This window comes from Parasphingorhabdus halotolerans, from assembly GCF_012516475.1.
Lineage (GTDB): Bacteria > Pseudomonadota > Alphaproteobacteria > Sphingomonadales > Sphingomonadaceae > Parasphingorhabdus > Parasphingorhabdus halotolerans.
Genome location: NZ_CP051217.1, coordinates 1,929,728 through 1,950,586, shown reverse-complemented (window position 1 = coordinate 1,950,586; position 20,859 = coordinate 1,929,728). Strand labels below are relative to the sequence as shown.

20 protein-coding genes are annotated in these 20,859 nt (G+C 55.4%); 14 read left to right on the top strand and 6 right to left on the bottom strand.

The genetic code is table 11. The features are described from left to right. Nucleotides 1–53: 53 nt before the first annotated feature. Nucleotides 54–971 carry a hydroxymethylglutaryl-CoA lyase gene (locus HF685_RS09625; RefSeq protein WP_168819592.1) on the top strand — a complete coding sequence of 306 codons (918 nt, stop codon included), beginning with the start codon at nt 54–56 and terminating at the stop codon, nt 969–971. After that, the gene (locus HF685_RS09620; protein ID WP_168819591.1) at nt 971–1,741 is read left to right on the top strand and encodes a hypothetical protein; all 771 of its coding nucleotides are present in this window, start codon (nt 971–973) and stop codon (nt 1,739–1,741) included. Before HF685_RS09625 ends, HF685_RS09620 begins: the two co-directional genes overlap by 1 nt. 18 nt (nt 1,742–1,759) lie before the next feature. On the opposite strand, the gene HF685_RS09615 is transcribed toward HF685_RS09620, so the two are convergent. The 5 genes from HF685_RS09615 to HF685_RS09595 all read right to left on the bottom strand — a co-directional run bounded on the left by HF685_RS09615 (nt 1,760) and on the right by HF685_RS09595 (nt 6,466). Continuing rightward, a complete protein-coding gene (locus HF685_RS09615; protein WP_168819590.1) occupies nt 1,760–2,359 on the bottom strand; it encodes a nucleotidyltransferase family protein in 600 nt (199 codons plus the stop codon). Further along, on the bottom strand, nt 2,356–2,820 hold the full coding sequence (locus tag HF685_RS09610) for a c-type cytochrome (RefSeq protein ID WP_168819589.1): 465 nt from the start codon (nt 2,818–2,820) through the stop codon (nt 2,356–2,358). The genes HF685_RS09615 and HF685_RS09610 overlap by 4 nt, the downstream gene beginning before the upstream one ends. A 21-nt stretch (nt 2,821–2,841) precedes the next feature. Next, nucleotides 2,842–5,121 carry a xanthine dehydrogenase family protein molybdopterin-binding subunit gene (locus tag HF685_RS09605; protein ID WP_168819588.1) on the bottom strand — a complete coding sequence of 760 codons (2,280 nt, stop codon included), beginning with the start codon at nt 5,119–5,121 and terminating at the stop codon, nt 2,842–2,844. Between the two features lie 2 nt (nt 5,122–5,123). Beyond that, a complete protein-coding gene (locus tag HF685_RS09600) occupies nt 5,124–5,612 on the bottom strand; it encodes a (2Fe-2S)-binding protein (RefSeq protein WP_168819587.1) in 489 nt (162 codons plus the stop codon). A gap of 113 nt (nt 5,613–5,725) precedes the next feature. Continuing rightward, the gene (locus HF685_RS09595; RefSeq protein ID WP_168819586.1) at nt 5,726–6,466 is read right to left on the bottom strand and encodes a YciC family protein; all 741 of its coding nucleotides are present in this window, start codon (nt 6,464–6,466) and stop codon (nt 5,726–5,728) included. 129 nt (nt 6,467–6,595) lie between these two features. Here HF685_RS09595 and HF685_RS09590 point away from each other — a divergent pair, with 129 nt between their 5' ends. The 9 genes from HF685_RS09590 to HF685_RS09550 all read left to right on the top strand — a co-directional run bounded on the left by HF685_RS09590 (nt 6,596) and on the right by HF685_RS09550 (nt 16,944). Beyond that, nucleotides 6,596–7,258, top strand: a complete 663-nt coding sequence (locus tag HF685_RS09590) for a hypothetical protein (RefSeq protein WP_168819585.1) — start codon at nt 6,596–6,598, stop codon at nt 7,256–7,258. Continuing rightward, nucleotides 7,258–8,544, top strand: coding sequence for a DUF4350 domain-containing protein (locus HF685_RS09585; protein WP_168819583.1), 1,287 nt, complete (start codon nt 7,258–7,260; stop codon nt 8,542–8,544). The genes HF685_RS09590 and HF685_RS09585 overlap by 1 nt, the downstream gene beginning before the upstream one ends. Then, entirely contained in the window at nt 8,541–9,497 is a 957-nt protein-coding gene (locus HF685_RS09580) for an AAA family ATPase (protein WP_168819581.1), read from the top strand. The genes HF685_RS09585 and HF685_RS09580 overlap by 4 nt, the downstream gene beginning before the upstream one ends. Nucleotides 9,498–9,621: 124 nt before the next feature. Next, nucleotides 9,622–10,941, top strand: a complete 1,320-nt coding sequence (locus HF685_RS09575) for a DUF58 domain-containing protein (RefSeq protein ID WP_246218568.1) — start codon at nt 9,622–9,624, stop codon at nt 10,939–10,941. Then, on the top strand, nt 10,938–11,972 hold the full coding sequence (locus HF685_RS09570; RefSeq protein WP_246218567.1) for a stage II sporulation protein M: 1,035 nt from the start codon (nt 10,938–10,940) through the stop codon (nt 11,970–11,972). Before HF685_RS09575 ends, HF685_RS09570 begins: the two co-directional genes overlap by 4 nt. Beyond that, nucleotides 11,969–12,916: an RDD family protein gene (locus HF685_RS09565; RefSeq protein ID WP_168819577.1), complete on the top strand. Its 948-nt coding sequence runs from the start codon at nt 11,969–11,971 to the stop codon at nt 12,914–12,916. The genes HF685_RS09570 and HF685_RS09565 overlap by 4 nt, the downstream gene beginning before the upstream one ends. Nucleotides 12,917–13,071: 155 nt before the next feature. Further along, nucleotides 13,072–14,268, top strand: a complete 1,197-nt coding sequence (locus tag HF685_RS09560) for an acyl-CoA dehydrogenase family protein (protein WP_168819575.1) — start codon at nt 13,072–13,074, stop codon at nt 14,266–14,268. A gap of 25 nt (nt 14,269–14,293) precedes the next feature. Further along, nucleotides 14,294–15,427: an acyl-CoA dehydrogenase family protein gene (locus tag HF685_RS09555; protein ID WP_168819573.1), complete on the top strand. Its 1,134-nt coding sequence runs from the start codon at nt 14,294–14,296 to the stop codon at nt 15,425–15,427. 200 nt (nt 15,428–15,627) lie between these two features. Continuing rightward, the gene (locus HF685_RS09550; protein ID WP_168819571.1) at nt 15,628–16,944 is read left to right on the top strand and encodes a spinster family MFS transporter; all 1,317 of its coding nucleotides are present in this window, start codon (nt 15,628–15,630) and stop codon (nt 16,942–16,944) included. A 1-nt stretch (nt 16,945) separates the two neighbouring features. On the opposite strand, the gene HF685_RS09545 is transcribed toward HF685_RS09550, so the two are convergent. Next, nucleotides 16,946–17,686, bottom strand: coding sequence for an SDR family NAD(P)-dependent oxidoreductase (locus HF685_RS09545; protein ID WP_425500156.1), 741 nt, complete (start codon nt 17,684–17,686; stop codon nt 16,946–16,948). Between the two features lie 110 nt (nt 17,687–17,796). Between HF685_RS09545 and HF685_RS09540 the strand changes: the two genes are divergently transcribed. The 3 genes from HF685_RS09540 (at nt 17,797) to HF685_RS09530 (ending at nt 20,846) form a co-directional block, all read left to right on the top strand. Continuing rightward, the gene (locus HF685_RS09540) at nt 17,797–18,567 is read left to right on the top strand and encodes an SDR family NAD(P)-dependent oxidoreductase (RefSeq protein WP_168819569.1); all 771 of its coding nucleotides are present in this window, start codon (nt 17,797–17,799) and stop codon (nt 18,565–18,567) included. A 184-nt stretch (nt 18,568–18,751) separates the two neighbouring features. After that, nucleotides 18,752–20,053 (top strand): spinster family MFS transporter, encoded by a 1,302-nt coding sequence (locus tag HF685_RS09535; protein WP_168819567.1) that lies wholly within the window; start codon nt 18,752–18,754, stop codon nt 20,051–20,053. Between the two features lie 19 nt (nt 20,054–20,072). After that, entirely contained in the window at nt 20,073–20,846 is a 774-nt protein-coding gene (locus HF685_RS09530) for an SDR family NAD(P)-dependent oxidoreductase (RefSeq protein WP_168819566.1), read from the top strand. The last annotated feature ends 13 nt before the right edge of the window (nt 20,847–20,859 follow it).

Genomic DNA, 20,859 nt, shown 5'->3' with positions numbered 1-20,859 from the left:
AAGTGTGTTTTCTCAAGTAGTCATGCGCGGGCCATTTGTGATATGGTCCCCGCATGACCCAGGATAAAAGCATTTCGATAGTCGAAGTTGGCCCGCGTGACGGGCTGCAGAACGAGCCGGATATCATCAGCACTGCGGATAAGCTGCAAATGATTGAGCGGATGATTGATGCTGGGGTGCGGCGGCTGGAAGTGGCGAGCTTTGTGCATCCAGTGCGGGTTCCGCAAATGGCGGACGCCGAGGATGTAATCGCCGGACTGCCCGATCGCGACGATGTTTCCTATATCGGGCTGTGCCTGAACAAGCGCGGCGTCTTGCGCGGGTTGGCGACCAAGGAAGGCGGCAAACGCGGCATTGACGAGGCGGGCTGTGTGGTTGTTGCCAGCGATACGTTCGGGCAAAAAAATCAGGGCCAGACCATAGAAGAAGGCATCCGCGAAAACCGTGAGATGATCCGCTTTGCCAAGGGCGAAGGCTTGAAAGCGCAAGTCACGATTTCAGCGGCCTTTGGTTGTCCGTTTGAAGGCACGGTGTTGCCGGAGACCGTGATGCGCATTGCGTCTGAAATGGCGGAGGAGGAACCGCTGGAAATCGCGTTGGCTGATACCATCGGGGTTGGCGTTCCGGCGCAAGTGTCCGACCTTTTCGGCCAATTGCGGGAGCTGCTGCCGGATCATATCGGGATGCGGGCGCATTTTCATGATACCCGCAATACCGGCATTGCGAACGCCTGGGCTGCGGTAGAAGCGGGCGTCAATACACTTGATTCCAGCGTCGGCGGGCTCGGCGGCTGTCCTTTTGCACCCAATGCCACCGGCAATATCGCGACCGAAGATCTGATCAATCTGCTCAACCGCTCCGGTGTGAAACACGGTGTTGATCTGGAAAAGACCATAGCGGTGAACAAATATTTCGAGAGTGTGATGGGCCGGGCCTTGCCGTCGCTGGTGGCACGAGCGGACGCGGGTTAGTGGCGCATCAGGTGCTGCGTTACCTGTTCGTCATCTGGTTTGCGGCGCTGGCAAGTTGTTCGGTTGAAGCGGAACCCGATATTCCCGAAGGAACGACGATTGTCGCGGTGGTCGGAGCGATTCACGCGCAGCATAAGCGGAGCAAGACCTACTCGCTGGATATATTGAGGACCGCCATCAAGCGCTTCAATCCTGATATTGTGATGGTCGAATTACCGCCGGACCGCTTTGCCACGGCTTCTTCAAATTACCAGAAGTTCGGCGAAGTGCGGGAGAGTCGCGCGGATGATTTCCCCGAGCTTGTCGATGTCGTATTCCCGCTTCGGGCGGAGATGGGCTTTGAAATGGTGCCCGTTGCGGCATGGTCTCAGCAGACGGCGGACGCGCGCAAGGCGGCCATGGCACGCATCGAACAAGACCCGAAGCGGGCGGCAGATTGGCAGGCATTTCAAGCCGCGATCAAGGATTATAACGAAAGCGTTTCCGGCCGATCCGACGATCCTGCGTTCATCCATAGTGCTGCTTATGATCAGGCCGTTAAAGCACGGCAGGAAACGGACGAAAATCTATTCGGCGATGACCTTGGCGCAGGCGGTTGGGCGAATGTGAATGCCAGCCATATTGCGCTAATGACCGGGAAGCTGGACGCGATAACCGGGCATGGAAAGCGGGTTCTGATCCTGTTTGGGGCTTGGCATAAATATAAGATCATGGAAGAGATGGAGGCTCGATCCGATGTTTTTGTCTTTGATGCCTCGGAATTATTCTAGGCTACTAACCACATAAAATTATTGAATAATATTAAGCTTATTCAGCATTTCCGGTGTGTCGATGTCTTGTAAGAGAGCAGCGGGTGCCTGAACCAGCGTAGCTTTCTCCAACATTTGACGGGCACCTTGATCGCCGCTGATTTCCGTAAGCATATTCAGGCTGCTTGCTGGAAAAATCGCGGGCGGAGAGATTTTGTCGCGGGCTGATGATGCCACCGGTTCCGTGGCGTTTTTTCCTTCAAACATGGCGGCCAGTTTTTCAATCTCGGCAGCGGTGACGAAGGGCATGTCCGCGAGGCAAATGCACAATCCCCTTGCACCGCGATCAACCGCTGTCTGGGCTGCCAAATTTACAGATCTCGATTGGCCATCCGCCGCTTCCCTATTAACGACGACATCATAACCAAGCTGCCGCCAATCCTGCGCGCAAGGGTGGTCTCTGGATGATGCAATAACAGCGCGGTGATCAAACGGGCTTTTCGCCAGCGCTTCGGCGGCGTGAAGCCCGAGCATTTTGCCGTGCAACAAAGCGGTCAATTTATCCTGCTTGCCAAAACGCCGGGAACTGCCAGCGGCCAATATCGCCAGCATCATCCCGCTGCTTGCGCCTTCGCTCAACTTGAGGATGCATCCTTGAGATAAGCGATAACCGCCTTGCGCTGTTCAGCATCTTCCAGCGCACCGGCGACCATTGTCGTGCCCGGCACTTTCGCCACAGGATTGGCAAGATAGGCATCAAGCTCTGCTTCGCTCCAGCTAATCCCGGATGTCTTGAGCGCTTCAGAATAGGCAAAACCCTCTGCCGCTCCGGCTGCGCGGCCGACTACGCCGTGGAGATTGGGCCCCGGTCCGGCCGGTGCGCCTTTTTCGACCGAGTGACAGGCGCTGCAAACCGCAAATGCGGCTTCCCCGGCGGCCGCCAAGCTGATGTTTTCCGGGGCTTTGGTGAGCGTAACCGCAGGGGTCTCGCCGGGTTCCCGGACAATGATTTGCTCGGTTGGCCCGGGGGCTGCGTCCGAACCACAGGCTGCCAAAGCCGATACCAGCCCAAGAGTCGCTAACCGAAAAATCGTCTTCATCACTATTTCCATTTCCGTCGCTCAGGCGAATTTATGTTTGGCGATAGGCAGTTCGCGAATGCGGGTGCCAGTAGCTGCGAAAATCGCATTGGTGACAGCCGGAGCTATCGGTGGCAACCCGGGTTCGCCCGCGCCGCCTATGCGTTCATGATCGCCGTTGATCAGCGCGACCTCCACGTCCGGCATTTCGTTTATCCGGAGCATCTGGTAATCATGGAAATTGCTCTGCTGCACAGCGCCGTCCTTGATCGAGATTTCGCCGTAAAGCGCGGCGGTCAGGCCATAGACTATGGCGCTTTCCATCTGCGCGGCAACGCCGTCCGGGTTCATCGCAAAGCCGACATCCGCACAGCAATAGACTTTGGTTACGCGCGGTTTTTTTCCGGTCATATCCACCTCGGCAACTTGCGCCACGATGGAACCGAAGGATGGAACCAGAGCAATGCCGCGGCCATGGCCTTCTGGCAATTTGCTATCCCAATTGGCCATTTCCGCCGCCTTGTTCAGGACAGCCAGATGGCGTGGTGCTTTTACCAGCAATTCCCGGCGCAGCGCCAGCGGATCTTTGCCCGCTGCTTGCGCGACCTCATCAACGAAGCTCTCGATAAACCACGACTGCTGACTGTGATCGACCGAGCGCCATGGTCCAAAGCGCAAGTGCATGGGCACATCGACCTTGCGGATCAGGTGGTTGGGGACCGCATAATGCGGCACCGTTGGTGCTTCTTGCGGGTCGAACAGATGAACATGGATATTATTCCAGCTGACGAGTTTTCCCGATTCATCCAGTCCGGCTTCAAACCGGCTGGTCGCGGAAGGACGGTAATGATCCTGCGCTGTGTCTTCTTCGCGGGACCAGATCATTTTGACCGGATAGCCAGCGGCCTTGGCAATGCGCGCCGCCATAACCGGGATATCGCTATTGCCGCGTCGTCCAAATCCGCCGCCGAGATAGGCATTTTGCACTGATACATTATCGTCGCTAATACCCAGTGCCTTGGCAACATCACGGCGCGCGCCGAGCGGGTTTTGGGTTCCCAGCCATAGCTCGCATGTGTCACCTTCAACCCGGGCTGTACAGTTCATCGGCTCCATCGTAGCATGGGCGAGAAACGGCACTTTATATTCGGCTTTGACCGTTTTAGCCGCACTGCCAAATGTCGCGATGGCATCGCCTTCATCGGTTTCCACATCGCCGCCATCGCTACCGGCTTCATCCAGAGCTTTGGCATAGCGCGCGAAAACCGCATCTTGATCAAGCCCCTGTCCGTCCGCTTTGGAATACGTTGTTTCGACAGTATTGAGCGCTTGCTGTGCCTGCCAATAACCATCGGCCACCACAGCGACAAAATCGCCCATGTTCAAAATCTGCAGCACGCCGGGCATGGCTTTGGCAGCATCGGCATTGATTTTCTCGACCTTTGCTCCAATCACTGGCGGCGCTTTGACGGCGGCATATTTCATGCCTTCGACCTCTACATCAATACCAAATCCGGCTGTGCCGTTGACCTTGGATGGAATATCCTTGCGCGGAATGGGCTTGCCCATCAGCACATATTCGCTGACTTTCTTGCGCTTTGGTTTGACCGGCAGGCTTTGCTCGGCTGCCGCTGCGGCAAATTCACCATAGGTCGCCGACTTGCCTGATGCCTTGTGGGTCAGCATGCTCTTGGCAGCAGTGATTTGGCCCGCTTCCACGCCCCATTTTTGGGCGGCGGCGGCAATCAGCATTTGTTTTGCGGCTGCGCCGGCCATCCGCAGGCTGCGATTACCAACGCCGCGAATGGAAAAGCTGCCACCGGTAAAGCTTATCGACATCATGTCGGCAAGCTTGAGGAAGGTCCCTTGAACGGTCGGCTCCAGAAGATTGGGGACTTCAAGCGTGGGTGCCAGAAATTCGCGTCCAATATCCGCGCCTGCGTAACTGGCTATGCCAGGCGCTTCGAGAATTTCGAGCTTGTTCCAATCCGCGTCCATTTCATCGGCCAGCATTTGCGCGAGAACGCTATGGGCGCCCTGACCCATTTCAGCATGCGGAACAATAGCGGTCACGACATTGTCCGCGCCCACTTTGACCCAGGCATTTATCAGGTTTTCATCCTCGCCATTGGCAACAAAGGGCTTGAGCTTGCCGGTTGGGTTGCCGGGCCGAACGGCGATACCAACAACGAGCGCGCCGCCCGCGACAACGCCTGCGCCAATGAACGCCCGCCGGGTCCATTTGCCCTTTTTCTTCTCGGGTTTTGTTTCGACATCATTAGTGGCGTCATTCGGGGTGTCAGGAGTTTGTTCTTCTGTCATGTTCAGGCCTCCTGCGTTTCTGGTTTCGTTTCAGCGGTGATACCCGCAGCGGCTTTGATCGCCTTGCGTATCCGGCCATACATACCGCAGCGGCAGACATTGCCGGCCATCGCCGCATCAATCTGTGCGTCCGTCGGGTTTGGAGTTTTTTGCAAAAGCGCGGTTGCCGACATGATCTGGCCGGACTGGCAATAGCCGCATTGGGGCACCTGCTCGGCAATCCATGCTTGCTGCACTTTGCTGAGCGTGCCGTCTTCTGCAGCAATGCCTTCAATCGTGGTAATCGCTTTGCCATCAGCGGCGGAAACAGGGGTCGAGCAGGACCGCACCGGTTTGCCATCGAGATGCACAGTGCACGCCCCGCATTGGGCAATACCGCAACCAAATTTGGTGCCGGGCATTTTCAGGTTTTCACGGACCACCCAGAGGATTGGTGTGGCTGGATCAACATCGACCTGCTGATCTTTGCCGTTTACGTTCAGTTTAATCATGGAGCTTTACCCGCTGAATTGCATATCAATACGCAACTTATAGCGGTTAATCGGAGAATCTCCAACTGTTCAATTGCGCGGTTAAATTTAGCTTTCTTCTATTTGGCTTCTATCTAGGCAAAGACATCGGCCAATGTGCTGGTGTCTGTACCCTCTTTAGCGTTGCGCAAATCGACGTAGATGGAGGCAATGCCCGCACCCTGCAGAGCGCCGGTTATCGTATTCACAAGCAGGGCCACTATCACCGCGCCGGTCGTGCTGAAAAGGCTCATCGCTCCGCCAATCCCGCCAATGACTACGGCAATAACAACATAAATTATCATCAGGAGAAAAAGCAGCAATTTGGAACCGGACGTCAGCTCCGCACTGCGCTTCATGGAATCCACTACGCCCTTGTTTTCAGTCATGAGAACCGGAGAAGAAACCATCCACATGAGAGCCAGTATGACGCCGGGCACAACCAGCAGTACAAAACCCAGCATGATACCCAGACCCATCAGAAAACCGAGGCCGATCAGCGGCAGTACCTTGCTCAGCGCCTTGTTCACGCAGTCGCCAAGATTAATCTGCTCGCCGCCCAGGTCTTTAACGGTGGCAACAATCAATGTCGCTTGCAGTATGACCGAGAAAAAGATGATTACAATGAAACCGACGATGCCGGATATGATTGCGGTCGGGGAGGCAAAGGCACCCATAACAGCTTCAGGACTGCCCTGCATGAGTTGTAGCAAAGCATTGGGGATGCCAAGGATCAGGAACGAGAGCCCCAGAAAAACCACGGGATTCCGGCTTATAACGCCAAAAGTATTGTTGAGTACTCTGCTGATATCAACCTTGCCATCCGGATTGGCCATATTTGCTCCCCTCCAATATTATTTGGCAAATACTGTCATAAAATATTGTAAGGGTAAAGATCCGAATAGAAATTGGATCACTCTATCTTCGCTCTTGCCGCCATCGGTGGTTTCTGCAACATCTGCAGCGTGGCAAAGAACGCACAAGTACAGGGCACCAGTGAACAAGCCTCTTTCGATGCTGCATGGAAAAACGTGCGCGGCGACAGTGATATCCAGTTTGCCGCGGCGGAGTTTAAACCACCGGAAGTGCCGCAATGGTGGCAGGATTTTCTGAAATGGCTAGGAGAAGTATTAGGACCGGTTGGCGAAATGCTGGTCACCGCTTGGCCGGTCTTGCGGATCGTGCTGCTGGTGCTGCTCGCTGTAGGCGTGCTGACCCTGCTGTGGGTGATTTTAGCACCTTATATCGAGGAATGGCGTGGTCGGAAGCCAAAGTCAGACGTGGAAGAATGGCTGCCGGAACAAAGCGTCGCGCGGCAATGGCTGGATGAGGCGGATGCTCTCGCGGGCAAAGGCCAATATGACGAAGCGGCGCATTTGTTGTTGTTCCGTAGCATTGAGGATATCGAGAAACGCCGCCCGGAATTGCTTCGCCCTTCCAATACATCACGAGAAATTGAGCGGTTTGAAAGCCTGCCTGAAAAAGCGCGCAATATGTTTGCAGTCATCGCCAGCCATGTTGAACGCGGCGTTTTTGGCGCGACGCCTATTGGCGAGGCCGGCTGGCTGGCATCGCGCAACGCGTACGGCGAGTTTGCCCTGAAAGACAGTTGGAAGGCTTCTTCCTGATGAGTGTTCAGGCCAATCCGTTTAAACGGACGACGATCATCATCATGGTGATCATCGGCTTTGCCGCTTTTGTTGGTCTCTTATACGGGCTCGGCGCAGGCAATCGCCTCACCTCGGCCAATGACGGGCAGGCCCATGGCGCATCCTATAGCTTTGCTGGCTATAAGGCGCTCGCCGAGATCATCGAGCAAACCGGCACGAAGGTGCAATATTCGCGCAGTCCGGCAGGAAATGACAATGCCGGTCTGCTGATCCTGACCCCCGCTGCTTATGCCAATGCCGAAGATTTGGCTGAGGTTGTTCATAACCGTTCCTATATTGGGCCGACACTAATCATATTGCCAAAATGGTATATCGGGCCGCTACCCGGGCTGAAACAGGGGTGGGCTGCGAAAGGCGGGACTGTCGAGCCGGATACGAACACGGCTTTGCTTGCTGACCTAGTCGATGCCGAAATCAAGATTGATGAAAAGCGCAAAAAGGCTGGGACATTGCTTTCCCTTTCGGCGGTTGCCAAGCAGGTGAAGGCTCCGGACACTCCCGTCACGATCAAGGGTGATTATCTGCGTACCATAACCCGGGACCGAACATCAGGCCGGGCGCTCGCTGCCTATATTGATGATGGCGGCGTCTATGCGCAGCTTGATAGCCTCGATGAATCGCGGATCACCGATGAAGACGAGATTGATGCATCCTATTTCCCGGTGGTTGTGGTCGCCGATGCGGACCTGATGAACAATGCTGGCATGGCGGATAAACAGACGGCACGCCATGCCATTGCCCTCATAGAAGCCGCGTCAACGGGCAGCGAGGAGACCGTGACCTTTGATCTCACATTCAACGGACTGGGATCCTCCGAAAATCTCCTGACGCTGGCGTTCGAACCGCCGTTTCTGAGCGCTACGATTTGTCTGATCGTCGCAGCGATAGCGGCCGCATGGATGGCGTTTAACCGCTTTGGACCGCCTTTGCGCGAGCGGCGCAGCATTGATTATGGCAAGACTGCTCTGGTGAACAACAGCGCCGGATTCATCGGGCGCATGCAGCGGGAATATCTTGTGGCGGAACCCTATGCCGAGATGATCCGTGCGCAGGCGGCAGAGGCTATTGGTCTCCGGGCAGGCGCAGATGATGCGCTCGTTAACGAAAAGCTTGATCAATTGGGAGAGGTGGATGGCGACCGTTTCTCGGCACTTTATCAAGCCTTGCGCCGGACCCAGAACCGCAATGAGGTCGCCGACGCTGCGGCCGCTCTGTTTAATTGGAAAAAGGAAAAAATCGGATGAAGATGGAAGAGCTGAAAGGCCTCGCGGACAATATCCGCAGTGAAGTTGCCAAGGCGATTATCGGCCAGGAAGAGATTGTCGACCATTTGCTGATCGCGCTGTTTTCATCCGGCCATGTGTTGCTGGAGGGTCCGCCCGGCACGGCAAAGACTTTCCTCGCCCAGTGTTTCGCTTCCACGCTGAGTCTCGATTTCGGGCGTATCCAGTTTACGCCCGATCTCATGCCCGGCGATATTGTCGGTTCCAACCTGTTCAACTTCCAGACCAGCAAATTCACCCTGACGCGCGGACCGATTTTCTGCGATTTGCTTCTCGCCGATGAGATCAACCGGACGCCGCCAAAAACCCAGGCCGCCATGCTCGAGGCGATGCAGGAACGCTCGGTGACCATTGATGGGGAAACCCATAAGCTGGGGTCGAATTTCATGGTCGTCGCGACCCAGAACCCGATCGAACAGCAAGGCGTCTACCCGCTGCCCGAAGCGCAGCTCGACCGGTTCCTGTTCAAGCTGCTGATTGAATATCCCGATGCTGACGAAGAAAAGCTGATTGTGTCTCGATATGGTGACCGGATGGGCGCACCGGTTGCCGCTGATTTCGGGATTTCCGCGCAGGCGGACGAGAAGCTACTCGCAACCGCCGCCGAGGCAGTGAAAACTGTGAAGCTTGTGGAAGATGTTGTCGACTATATCGTGCGCTTGGTGCGGGCGACCCGCGAGACTGCGGATCTGGAAAATGGCGCAAGTCCTCGCGCTGCGATCATGCTCGCCAGTGCTGCCCGCGCCCGCGCTGCTATTTCGGGGCGTGACTATGTTATCCCGGATGATGTAAAAATGCTGGCTCCATCAGTGCTGCGCCACCGCACCTTGCTTTCCCCGGCTGCCGAAATTGAAGGTCGTCAGGTTGATGCAATCATCGAAGGTCTGGTTGAGCGAACGGAAGCGCCGCGCTGATGGGCTTTTTTGCTTTTCACCCCGTTCACGCTGCGCTTGTCGAAGCATCTGGCAGTGCATCATCGGCCCTTCGACAAGCTCCGGGCGAACGGGCGAACAGTCTCGGTATCAGCGGGATAGGCCGGTGATTTATCCCACTGGCCGCGCTGTTGTTTTGATTGCATTGGGCGCGCCTATTGCAGCGCTGCTCGCCGCTATCATCCCGGCCTTATGGGCCATTGGGGCGGCTTGGGCGGCGATGCTCATTTTGCTGCTTGTGCTCGATGGACTGATCGCGGCCAAGCTTGATGAAGTACAGTTGATCGCGCCCAAAATGGCTGAAATCGGGGCACCGCTGAACATGCAAGTCAGTGCCAGCTTTTCCGGGGTAATGAACCCGCGCACAGTGGATGCGCAATTGGGAGTTGATGGCCGTCTCGCCGAAGATGGCAGGATAGAATTTGCATTGAACCGTGCTGCAAAGGCTAGCGGTGATTTCTCTGGACTGGCGGTGGCCAATCCGATCCGCAGGGGCACCGGGGAACTCGATCGGCTATGGCTCCGCTGGCGTGGGCCGCTTGGCCTTGCATGGCGGCAATCGACAAAGCAGAGCGAGCAAAGTGTTGCGATTGTGCCCAATATTTCAGCGGTCCGCAGCCCGACTGTCCAGATGTTCCTGCGCGATTCCATCTTCGGCTTGCTGGCGCGTAAATTTCGCGGCGAGGGTAGCGAGTTTGAAGCGCTGGCAGAGTACCAACCAGGCATGGACCGGCGCAGTATCGACTGGAAGGGATCGGCGCGGCATAGCAAGTTGCTCGCCAAGGAATATGATACCGAGCGCAACAACCAGATTGTTTTTGCGCTCGATAGCGGGTCGGCGATGTGCGAGCCGATTGATGGCCTGCCCCGCATTGATCGCGCCGTCTCGGCAGCTTTGCTGACCGCTTACATCACGCTCAAATCCGGTGACAAAACCAGCCTGTTCAGTTTCGCCGCCAAGCCGGAACTCTCGACGCCGTTTCTGGCCGGTAGTCGAAATTTTCATCGGTTGCAGAGCGAGGCGGCGACAATCGATTACCGCCATCAGGAAAGCAATTACACATTAGCGCTCTCGACACTGGCAAGCCGGCTGAAGCGGCGTTCGTTGATCATTATTTTTACCGACTTTACCGACCCGACGGCAGCGGATCTGATGCTTGAAGCAGCAGCGCGGTTGATTGACAAGCATCTGGTGCTGTTTGTCGTGCTGGAAGACATGGAGCTAGCAGGAATTATCAATAGCGTTCCTGAAACTGCGCGGGATGTCAGCCGCAGCGTCACTGCACAAAGCTTGCTTGACCAGAAGAAGATGGTGGTCACCCGGCTCCAGCATATGGGCATAGATGTCATTGAAGGCGCGCATGATGTCATCGGCACGCGGCTGATCAACAGCTATCTCAAAATCAAGCGGCGGGGGGCATTGTGACCGATATCGCGTCTGAAAACCTCAACATCGCGGTCGCCGCGCTGCGCAGTGACCGGTTCCGGCTGGAGCGCGAGGCGGACTGGACGCGGCTGGAAACTATTGTCACCCAAATGGAGAAGGGCAAATCAAAACGCCTCTCCGATGAAGACGTGCTGGCGCTGCCGACGCTGTACCGCACCTTGCTTTCGAGTCTTTCCATAGCGCGGGAAAACTCGCTTGATGCGGGACTGATCGATTATCTCGAAGGCCTGTCGCTGCGCAGCTATTTTCTGGTCTATGGCACCCAGACCAGCTTTGGTCGCTGGCTGAAGGAATTTTTTGGCGGTGGATGGAGCCGAGCGGTGCGGGCGATTGGTCCGGAAATCTGGATCGCACTATTTGTCATGATTGCCGGAACGCTGATCGGCTATATTCTCGTCGCGAGCGATAGCGACTGGTTTTACGCTCTGGTGCCGGGCGGTTTTGCTGATGCGCGGGTGCCGGGCGCGTCCGAGGCAGCACTGCGCGAGACACTGTTTGGCACAGAAGAAAATGATGGCCTTGGCGTTTTCGCGGCATTCCTGTTCAGCAATAACGCGCAAGTTGCGATCCTCGCTTTTGCGCTTGGTTTTGCTTTCGCAGTGCCAAGTATCTTGCTGCTGATACACAATATGGCTTTGCTTGGCGCGATGCTGTGGGTGTTCGCCCAGCGTAGTCTGACAGTGGATTTCATTGGCTGGCTCTCGATCCACGGGACCACGGAACTATTCGCGATATTGCTGGCGGGGGCCGCGGGCATACACGTGGGCCGATCCATCGCATTTCCGGGCAACAAATCCCATCTGGCAGCGGCGAGCGCAGCGGGCAAACGCGCCGCCCTGGTGATGGCAGGGGTGGTCATCATGCTCATCTGCGCTGGATTGCTGGAGGGATATGCCCGGCAACTGATTAACAATACCGCGGGGCGATATGCGGTGGGTGGCAGCATGATGCTCTTCTGGCTGATCTATTTCTGCGGTTTTGGCAGGCGCCATAAAGGCGATGTGATATGACCGATAGCACCGCAGCTGATCCCTGGATCCGGCGCTCGGCCAATCCCAAGCTCGACCGCATCATGGTTACGCCCGAGGGCGTACCGCTCAATGTGACGGTGGCGGCAGCGGGCGCGCGCGCAGGCGCTTTGGCACTGGATATTGTGATAATTCTCAGCATGATTGTCGGTATTACCCTGCTCGGGCTGCTGGTGCTTTGGGCATTGGGGACAACGCTGGGTGATAGTGCTGTCGATCCGTCCGGACCTTTGGGCTTTCTGGCGATAATCTGGATCATCACGATGTTCCTGTTGCGCAATGCCTATTTTCTCTATTTCGAATTGGGTGACCGGGCTGCGACATGGGGAAAGCGAGCGGTTGGTATCCGCGTTGCGGCACGTGATGGCGGGCGGCTGTCGGCAGAGGCAGTAATCGCGCGTAATATTGTGCGCGATGTTGAGCTGTTCCTGCCACTGATGTTTCTGTCCGCCGGTGGTGCGCAAGGCAATATGTCAAGCTTTGCTGCCTGGGCCGGGTTTCTGTGGGTGTTGATGTTTCTGTTGTTTCCGTTGTTCAATAAAGACCGTCTGCGCGGTGGTGATCTTATTGCCGGAACCTGGGTGATCCAGAATGTGAAACGCGGGCTGGGAGATATTGTCGCACCCACGGCCGCGGCGCAATCTGCCGATGCTTCCCATCCCGGTGGTCGATACCAGTTTTCCGACGAGGAACTTTCGGTTTACGGCGAATATGAATTGCAAACATTGGAGAACGTACTGCGCACCGGTAGCGACGACGCGCTTGAAACCGTCGCAGCGTCAATCTGCACAAAAATCGGCTGGGAACCGGGCGCTGGCGAAGAGAGATTATTTCTTGAAGCTTATTATACCGCGCTCAGGGCACGTCTGGAACGCGGCATGAGATTCGGCAAGCGGCGCAAGGACAAGTTTTCCGGCTCGGAATAGGTCGGGACAGGCCAGGAATGGAATTGACGCAGCCGTGCCGTAGCGTCACCTTGCACGTTACTTTAACTGGACGGTTAAACTGCTTGTTTCCGGCCATTTTCGGCGTATAGTCCGGTCAAAATTAACAAGGATCAAATTTCCAAAGGAGACGCCCCATGAACTTGGAGTTCACCGTAGAAGAAAATGCATTTCGTGACGAAGTGCGTGAATTTATTGCAAATAATCATCCCAAAAATATCGATATGAACGCCCTGCGTGATGAAGTCACGCCGGAAGACATGGTCGCTTGGCACAAAATTTTGGGCAAAAAGGGGTGGTCGGTTCCGGCGTGGCCAACAGAATATGGCGGCACCGGCTGGACGCCGACGCAACGCTATATCTGGGGTGAAGAAAATGCGCGTGCTAACACGATCATGCCGCTGCCCTTTGGTGTGGCGATGGTTGGACCGGTTATCTATACATTTGGCAATGAAGAGCAAAAGGCAGAGCATCTCCCCGGTATCAAGTCCGGCGATGTGTGGTGGTGTCAGGGTTATTCAGAACCCGGCGCCGGCTCCGATCTGGCTTCGCTGAAAACAACCGCTGTTCGCGATGGCGATGATTATATTCTCAATGGCCAGAAAACCTGGACCACCTTGGCCCAGCATGCCGATTGGGGTTTCTTCCTCTGTCGCACCGATTCCGATGCACCAAAACCGCAAATGGGCATCAGCTTCATTCTGGTTGATATGAAAACACCGGGCATTGAAGTGCGCCCTATCAAGCTGATCGACGGCGGCTATGAGGTCAACGAAGTCTGGCTCACCGATGTGCGGGTTCCGGCCAAAAACCTGATCGGTGAAGAGAATAAGGGCTGGACCTATGCCAAATTCCTGCTTGCGCATGAGCGTTCCGGCATTGCTGGTGTCGCCCGGTCCAAGCGCGGCGTAGAAAAGTTGCAGGAAATTGCAAAATCCGAAATGCTCGACGGCAAGCCGCTAATTGAGGATATGGGTTTCGCGCGCAAAATCAGCCAGCTGGAGATTGATCTCGCGGCGCTGGAAATCACCGAGTTGCGGACTCTGGCCGGCGAGCAGGCGGGTAAAGGCCCGGGGCCGGAAAGCTCCTTGCTGAAAATCAAAGGCACCGAAATCCAGCAGCGGATTACCGAACTGACGTTGGAAGCGGTCGGCTATTATGGCACGCCTGATTTCCGCAGCTTCCCGGATGATGGTTCGAATGATTTTCCGATTGGACCGGATTATGCGCATCACGCAGCGCCAACTTATTTCAACATGCGTAAAACATCGATTTACGGGGGCTCCAACGAGATCCAGCGCAATATTATCACCAAAATGATCCTCGGCCTTTAATCAGACCGACACAGGGGAAACCAAAATGGATTTCGATTTTACCGACGAACAAAACATGGTGCGCGATGGTATTTCGCGCTTGATCCGCGAAGAATATGACTGGGATACGCGCCGCAGCGTGATTGAGAGTGATGCCGGCTGGCGTCCCGAGCTTTGGGCACAATTGGCGGAGTTGGGCATGCTCGCAGCGCCCTTCAGCGAAGAAGATGGCGGCTTTGGCGGTGCGACCGAAGCGATGATCATCATGGAAGAATTCGGCAAGGGACTTGCGGTCGAGCCGTTTGTCCCGAGCGTTATCTGTGCGGGTGGTTTTCTGAAACATGGCGGCAGCGCAGAGCAGAAAGAAGAATATATCGGCGGGATTATTTCCGGCGAGATGATCTTTGCCTTTGCCTACGCAGAACCGCGCGGTCGCTATGATCTGGCGGACTTGCAAACGACCGCAAGGAAAGACGGCAGCGATTATGTCATCAACGGCCATAAAGCGGTCGTGATCGGCGCGCCTTGGGCAACGCATTTTGTCGTGACGGCGCGGACTTCCGGAGACCAGCGCGATGCTGCCGGTGTCTCTGTCTTTGTTGTGGCGCGCGATGCCGACGGCGTGAGTCAGCGCGACTATGGCACGGTTGATGGCCGCCGCGCGTCTGAAGTCTATTTCGAGAATGTTAAAGTCTCCAGCGATGCGCTGATTGGTGAAGCTGACAATGGCCTGCCGCTGATCGAAAAAGTGGTTGATGAAGCCACTGCCGCAGTCTGCGCCGAAGCAGCAGGCGTAATGCAAGTGACCAATGCCATGACGCTGGATTATTCGCGCCAGCGGAAGCAATTTGGCACGCCGATTGGTTCATTTCAGGTATTGCAGCATCGCATGGCCGATATGCTGATGGAGCATGAGCAGTCGGTTTCGATGATGTATCTGGCGACAATCAAACTCGATGAAGATGAAGCGACCCGCAAGAAGAACGTATCTGCTGCAAAGGTTCGCATTGGCCAAGCGGCACGCTTCGTTGGCCAGTCGGCAATCCAGACTCACGGCGGTATGGGTATGACGGACGAGTTGGCAGTAGGCAGCTACTTCAAACGGCTTTCGATCATTGAAGGCGAGTTTGGTAGCGTTGACCATCACATGAGGCGGCATATCAAACTGAGCGCGGCATAATCTAGCGCTGGCGGTATTACCGTTCGGGCTGAGCTTGTCGAAGTCAGTCTCTTTGAGGCAACCAGTCCTTCGACAGGCTCAGGATCAGCGGACAGGAGGTCGGCCTTCACCCTATCACTAAAGCGAGGGCGGAGCCGCTGGCTCTGCCCTTTTTTTCTGTCTACATCTGTCAGTATCTCTTGGAGGGGATGCGCGATGTTATGATGCGACAAGACATCATGGTAAGCGATGGTCGGACATCTGGTGGTGTCTACCGCTATTATGTTTTGGTCTTGCTGATGCTGACTTTCATGTTCAACATCGCCGATCGGTTGGTGATGTCGATCCTGATTGAGGATATCAAAGCTGAATTTGTGTTGAGCGATACACAAATTGGCTTGCTTGCAGGGACCGCCTTTACAGTTTTCTATCTGATTTTGGGCGTTCCGGCCGGGCGACTGGCGGATCGGACGAACAGGAAGAACATGGTCGCCATTGCTTTAGCGCTGTGGAGCCTGATGTCAGCCTTGTGCGGCGCGGCGTTGGGATTCTGGACATTGCTTCTGGCGCGTCTGGGTGTCGGTGTCGGAGAAGCGGGCGGCGGCCCGCCGTCGGTTTCGATTATCACCGACTATTTCGCGCCGCACGAACTGTCGCGGGCCATGGGGATATTCGCCGTAGGTGCCGTGTTGGGGCCGGTGCTGGGCTATATGGCCGGTGGTCTGATCGCAGAAGCCTATGGCTGGCGCTGGACGTTCGTTATTCTGGGGGTGCCGGGAATACTGCTGGGTATCATCCTCTTTCTCACGATCCGGGAACCGAAACGCGGCCGCTATTTCACGCCCGAAGCGAAGCCAACCGGGGCAGACAAGGGAGCGGAAAAACAAGAGCCTTTCATGACCACAATGGGCTCGTTGTGGACCAACAGTGTTTTCTTCCGCGTCGTACTGGCCAATTCCTTCACCAATATTCCTTCCTTCGCTTTTGCGATCTGGCTGGCCCCCATGCTGATGCGCAATTTTGACGTCGGCTCAGGAGAAGTGGGTGTTTATCTGGGTACGGTTTTGTTTTTTGGCGGTGTGCCCGGAATGATCTTGGGGGGTTTTCTCGCCGATTATCTGGCGAAGAAAAACCCGAAATGGCGACCTTGGTATTGCAGCGTTGCGGTGCTGCTGGTCTTGCCGTTCTGGACCCTCTGCCTTTTATCTGACAGTCTCGAAATGACTCTCTTTCTATATATTAGCGGCTATGTCCTCCTGGTTTCGACGCAAGGCGCAGCCATCTCCATGGTGCAATCAGCGGTCCTGCCGACAGAACGCGGCACGGCATCATCAATCAGCAGCTTGTCGATCAACCTGCTCGGCTACGGCATTGGCCCGGCGCTAATCGGGCTGATGAGCGACAATTGGGCGGATGCCTATGGCACTATGTCGCTCAGCTATGCGGTGATTGTGACGGTCGTTTTTAGTCTGGCCATAGCGACGTTTCTGTTCTGGTGGACCGGCAAGGCTGTCAATTCCGGATTGGCCAAAGTCTGATCTACAGCAGTAAACCACCGTCTGCGATTATTGTCTGTCCGACAATATAGCTAGCCAGCGGCGAACAAAGAAACAGCGACAGACCCGCCATATCATCCGGGTCGCCAATCCGCCCGACCGGTATCGAGCGAATTGTCGCCTCGCGCCGTTTGGGATGTTCTGTCGTCACCTTGGTCATTTTGGTCGCGATCAGCCCGGGCGCAATGCCGTTGACACGTATACCATCGGGTGCCCAGGCCTTGCCCAAGGTGCGAGTGAGACCCATCGCGCCCGTTTTGGAAGCGTTATAGGCAGGGTTACCCACTGTCGCATGAAAAGCGGCGGTCGAACTGATGATGATCAACGAGCCTTGTGCTTCTTTTAGCAGATCGTGAAATTGTCCGGCACAGGTCATCAGGCTGTTTAAATTGACTTGAATGACCTTGGCGAAATTTTCCGGTTCAAACTCAGCACGTTTATACATGACCATACCCTGAGAGCAGATCAGCACGTCCAATTTTTCAAACTTCTGCCGAAGCGCGATGATCGCTCCATCATCGGCGGCATCCAATTGGTGATAGGTCAGTCCTGCAAAATCGGAACCATCTTCCATTTTATACTCGCTGTGATCGGCACGCGTGCCCGTGACGTGGACTTCTGCGCCACACTTTCGAAAGGCCTGTGCGGTCGCATTGCCAATTCCTGCTGAGCCGCCAACTACGCAAACGATCTTGCCGTTATAGTCGAGAGAGGTGTCGATCATGATTTATCCCTTGTTTGAGAAACGTTTGAGAAACCCTATGCAAAGCGATATTGGCCGAGCGGGTAGCGATCGTCTAGGCTCGATTTTAGTAACTGTGGAGATATCTGAATATGGAAACCCCTTTCTCGCTTGCCGGACGAACTGCATTCGTTGCTGGCGCATCATCTGGCCTTGGTGCGCGTTTTGCCGAATTATTTGCCAAGGCGGGAGCCAATATCGTCCTTGGGGCACGCCGGACGGACCGGACGGCAGAATTGGTCGCGAAGATTGAACGTCAGGGTGGCAAGGCGCTAGCTGTGCCGCTGGACGTCACGGATGAAGCCTCGATAATCGCTGCATATGACGCGGCTGAGGAGAGGTTTGGAACGGTGCATAGTATCGTCGCGAATGCAGGTGTTGCTGCGACGGGACGTTCGACCGATGTCGCGATAGATCGCGTCCAAACCTTGCTCGATACCAATTTCAAGGGGGTATATCTGGTCGCTCGCGAAGGCGCAAAACGGCTGATTGCCAGTGGCAGCCGCGAGAAAGAAAACGGGCGGATCACAATCATTGGATCAATTACATCGCGGCTCACCGGCGAAGGCGATAGCGTATATGCTGCAAGCAAGGCTGGTGTAACCCACCTTGCGCGCAATCTTGCGCGCGAATGGGTGCGACAAGGTGTGAATGTCAACACCATCCATCCCGGCTATATCCCGACCGAAATTCAGGGCGACTGGTATGATACCGATGGCGGCAAGGCACAAATTGCCGGTTTTCATCGCCGCCGGTTACAGGATATCGCCTCGCTCGATGCGATGATGCTTTATTTCGCGTCTGATGCCTCGCGTTGCGTGACTGGTTCCGATATTATTGTGGACGACGGGCAATCTCTCTAGAATTTTGCAGTTGAAAGGGCGTGAATTTTTCCGCTCACCCTGAGTTTGTCGAAGGATGGTTCAAGATCATAGCCGTCCTTCGAGAGACTCGGGATGAGCCTCGCGGGCCGAACCCGATATTCATACCAACACCCTAATTAAAGAGAGGGTCCCGACGCATCCATCTGCATGGCATAGCGGATCCATGGAAGACGCAGCCTCTGGCAAGCCCGCTTTGGAAGTGACTCGCTCACCAGCGCCATCACGACAAACCAATTATGCGCTTGGCGTGCTTTTCGTTGTCACCATGCTTAATTTTCTGGACCGGCAGATTATTTCAATCGTGGCGGAACCGATCAAGCAGGATCTCGGCCTGACGGACACCCAGCTTGGTTTAATGACCGGCTTGTCTTTCGCGATTTTTTATACGACTTTGGCGATCCCTGTCGCCGCTCTGGCCGATCGCTGGAACCGCAGCAGGATCATCGCCATTGCAATCGCGACATGGTCGGCGATGACTGTGGCTTGCGGTTTGTCGGCTAATTTCATCCAGTTGTTTTTGGCGCGTGTCGGGGTCGGTATCGGCGAAGCTGGCTCTGCTCCTGCATCCCATTCCTTAATTGCGGATTTATTTCCGCCAGACCGGCGCTCGGGCGCGCTTGGCATATTGGGAATGTCGGTGCCGATTGGCGCCTTTCTGGCATATGCTGGCGGGGGCTGGATCACCGAAAACCTTGATTGGCGTTCCGCATTTTTGATTGCCGGTTTGCCCGGAATTATTATCGCGATCGTTATCTGGTTTACGGTTCCTGATCCGCGCGGGAAAATTCCGTTATCAGCGGCTTTCAAAGCCAAACCGAATGAAATTACGTTCAAGGATGCGTTCAAGGAACTCTCATCGAAACCCGCTTATTGGCATTTGGTCGCGGCCGGAGTTCTGGTGCAATTTGTGTCCTATGGGCTTGCCAGTTTTTATGGCGGTCTGTTTGTTCGCGTGCATGGGATCGGCTATGGTGAACTCGGATGGAAATTGGGTGTAATGGTTGGTCTGTCGGGCGGGTTTGGCGCGTGGTTTGGTGGAAAGATTGGCGACATATTGGGCAAGGGCAATCCGCGCTTGCCGCTACTATTGAGCGGCTTGATGCTGGTGATCGCTGCCCCGGGCATGATTTGGGCGATTTACGCTGATAATGTGAATGTTGCGATTGCCTTGCTCGCTTTCCCAACTTTTGGGGCGACGTTTTATTATGGTCCGAGTTTTGCTGCTATTCAGGCGCTGGCCAATGATCGTACTCGGGCTATGGCGGTTGCGATCTATCTTTTGGTCGCGGGGCTGATCGGCCTGGGTATCGGGCCGGTTTTTGTCGGCGGTCTATCTGATTATTTTGCTGGCGGAGATAAACTCCTTGAGGCCAGCGCATTGCAAAAAGCGCTGGCGATTCTGGCGCTGTTCAACATCTGGGCAGGCTTCCACTATTGGCGAGCAGAAGCGAATATAAAAAGATAGAAAAGAAGGATTTGAGGCTATGGGCATATTGGATAATTTCAAGCTGGATGGTCAAGTGGCGGTCGTCGTCGGTGCGGGCAAAGGCATTGGCCGGGCGATTGCTCTCGGTTTTGCCGAAGCGGGAGCCGATGTCGCGGTGGCAGCGCGCACGGCCGGTGATCTGGAAAGTCTGGTGGCAGAAATCCAGGCGATGGGCCGAAAAGCAATTGCCGTACCGACGGACGCAACAAACGTGGATGCACTGGAAAACCTCGCGAAGGCCACGGTTGATCAACTCGGCAAAGTCACGATCTGGGTGAGCAATGCAGGCGGCATTCCCGATGGCCAGCCACGTTATCTCACGCGCACGTCGGAAGCGGAGTGGGATGCGCAGATTAATCTCAATCTCAAAGGTGTCTGGATGGGGGCAGTAGTCGCCACCAAATATATGGGTGAAGATGGCGGCGTAATAATAAACACATCCTCGCGCGCGGCAATGGGCGGGCAACCGAAAAATGGCCCCTATGGCGCAGCCAAGGCGGGTGTTAACAGCCTGACCAGCACCTTGGCGATGGAACTTGCGCCAAAAATCCGCGTCAATGCAGTGGCTCCCGGCCCCGTGCCGACGGAGAATTTTGATGATTGCATGGGTACTGAAACCGAAGAGCAACGCCAGCAATTGCTCAAGATGATGCAGATACCTTTGCAACGCTATGGCACGGAAGAAGATATTGCAGCCGCCGCGATATACATGGCCTCTCCCGCATCGAGTTGGGTTACGGGGCAATGTTTGTACGTAACGGGTGGACGCTGACAGCGAATCCGCT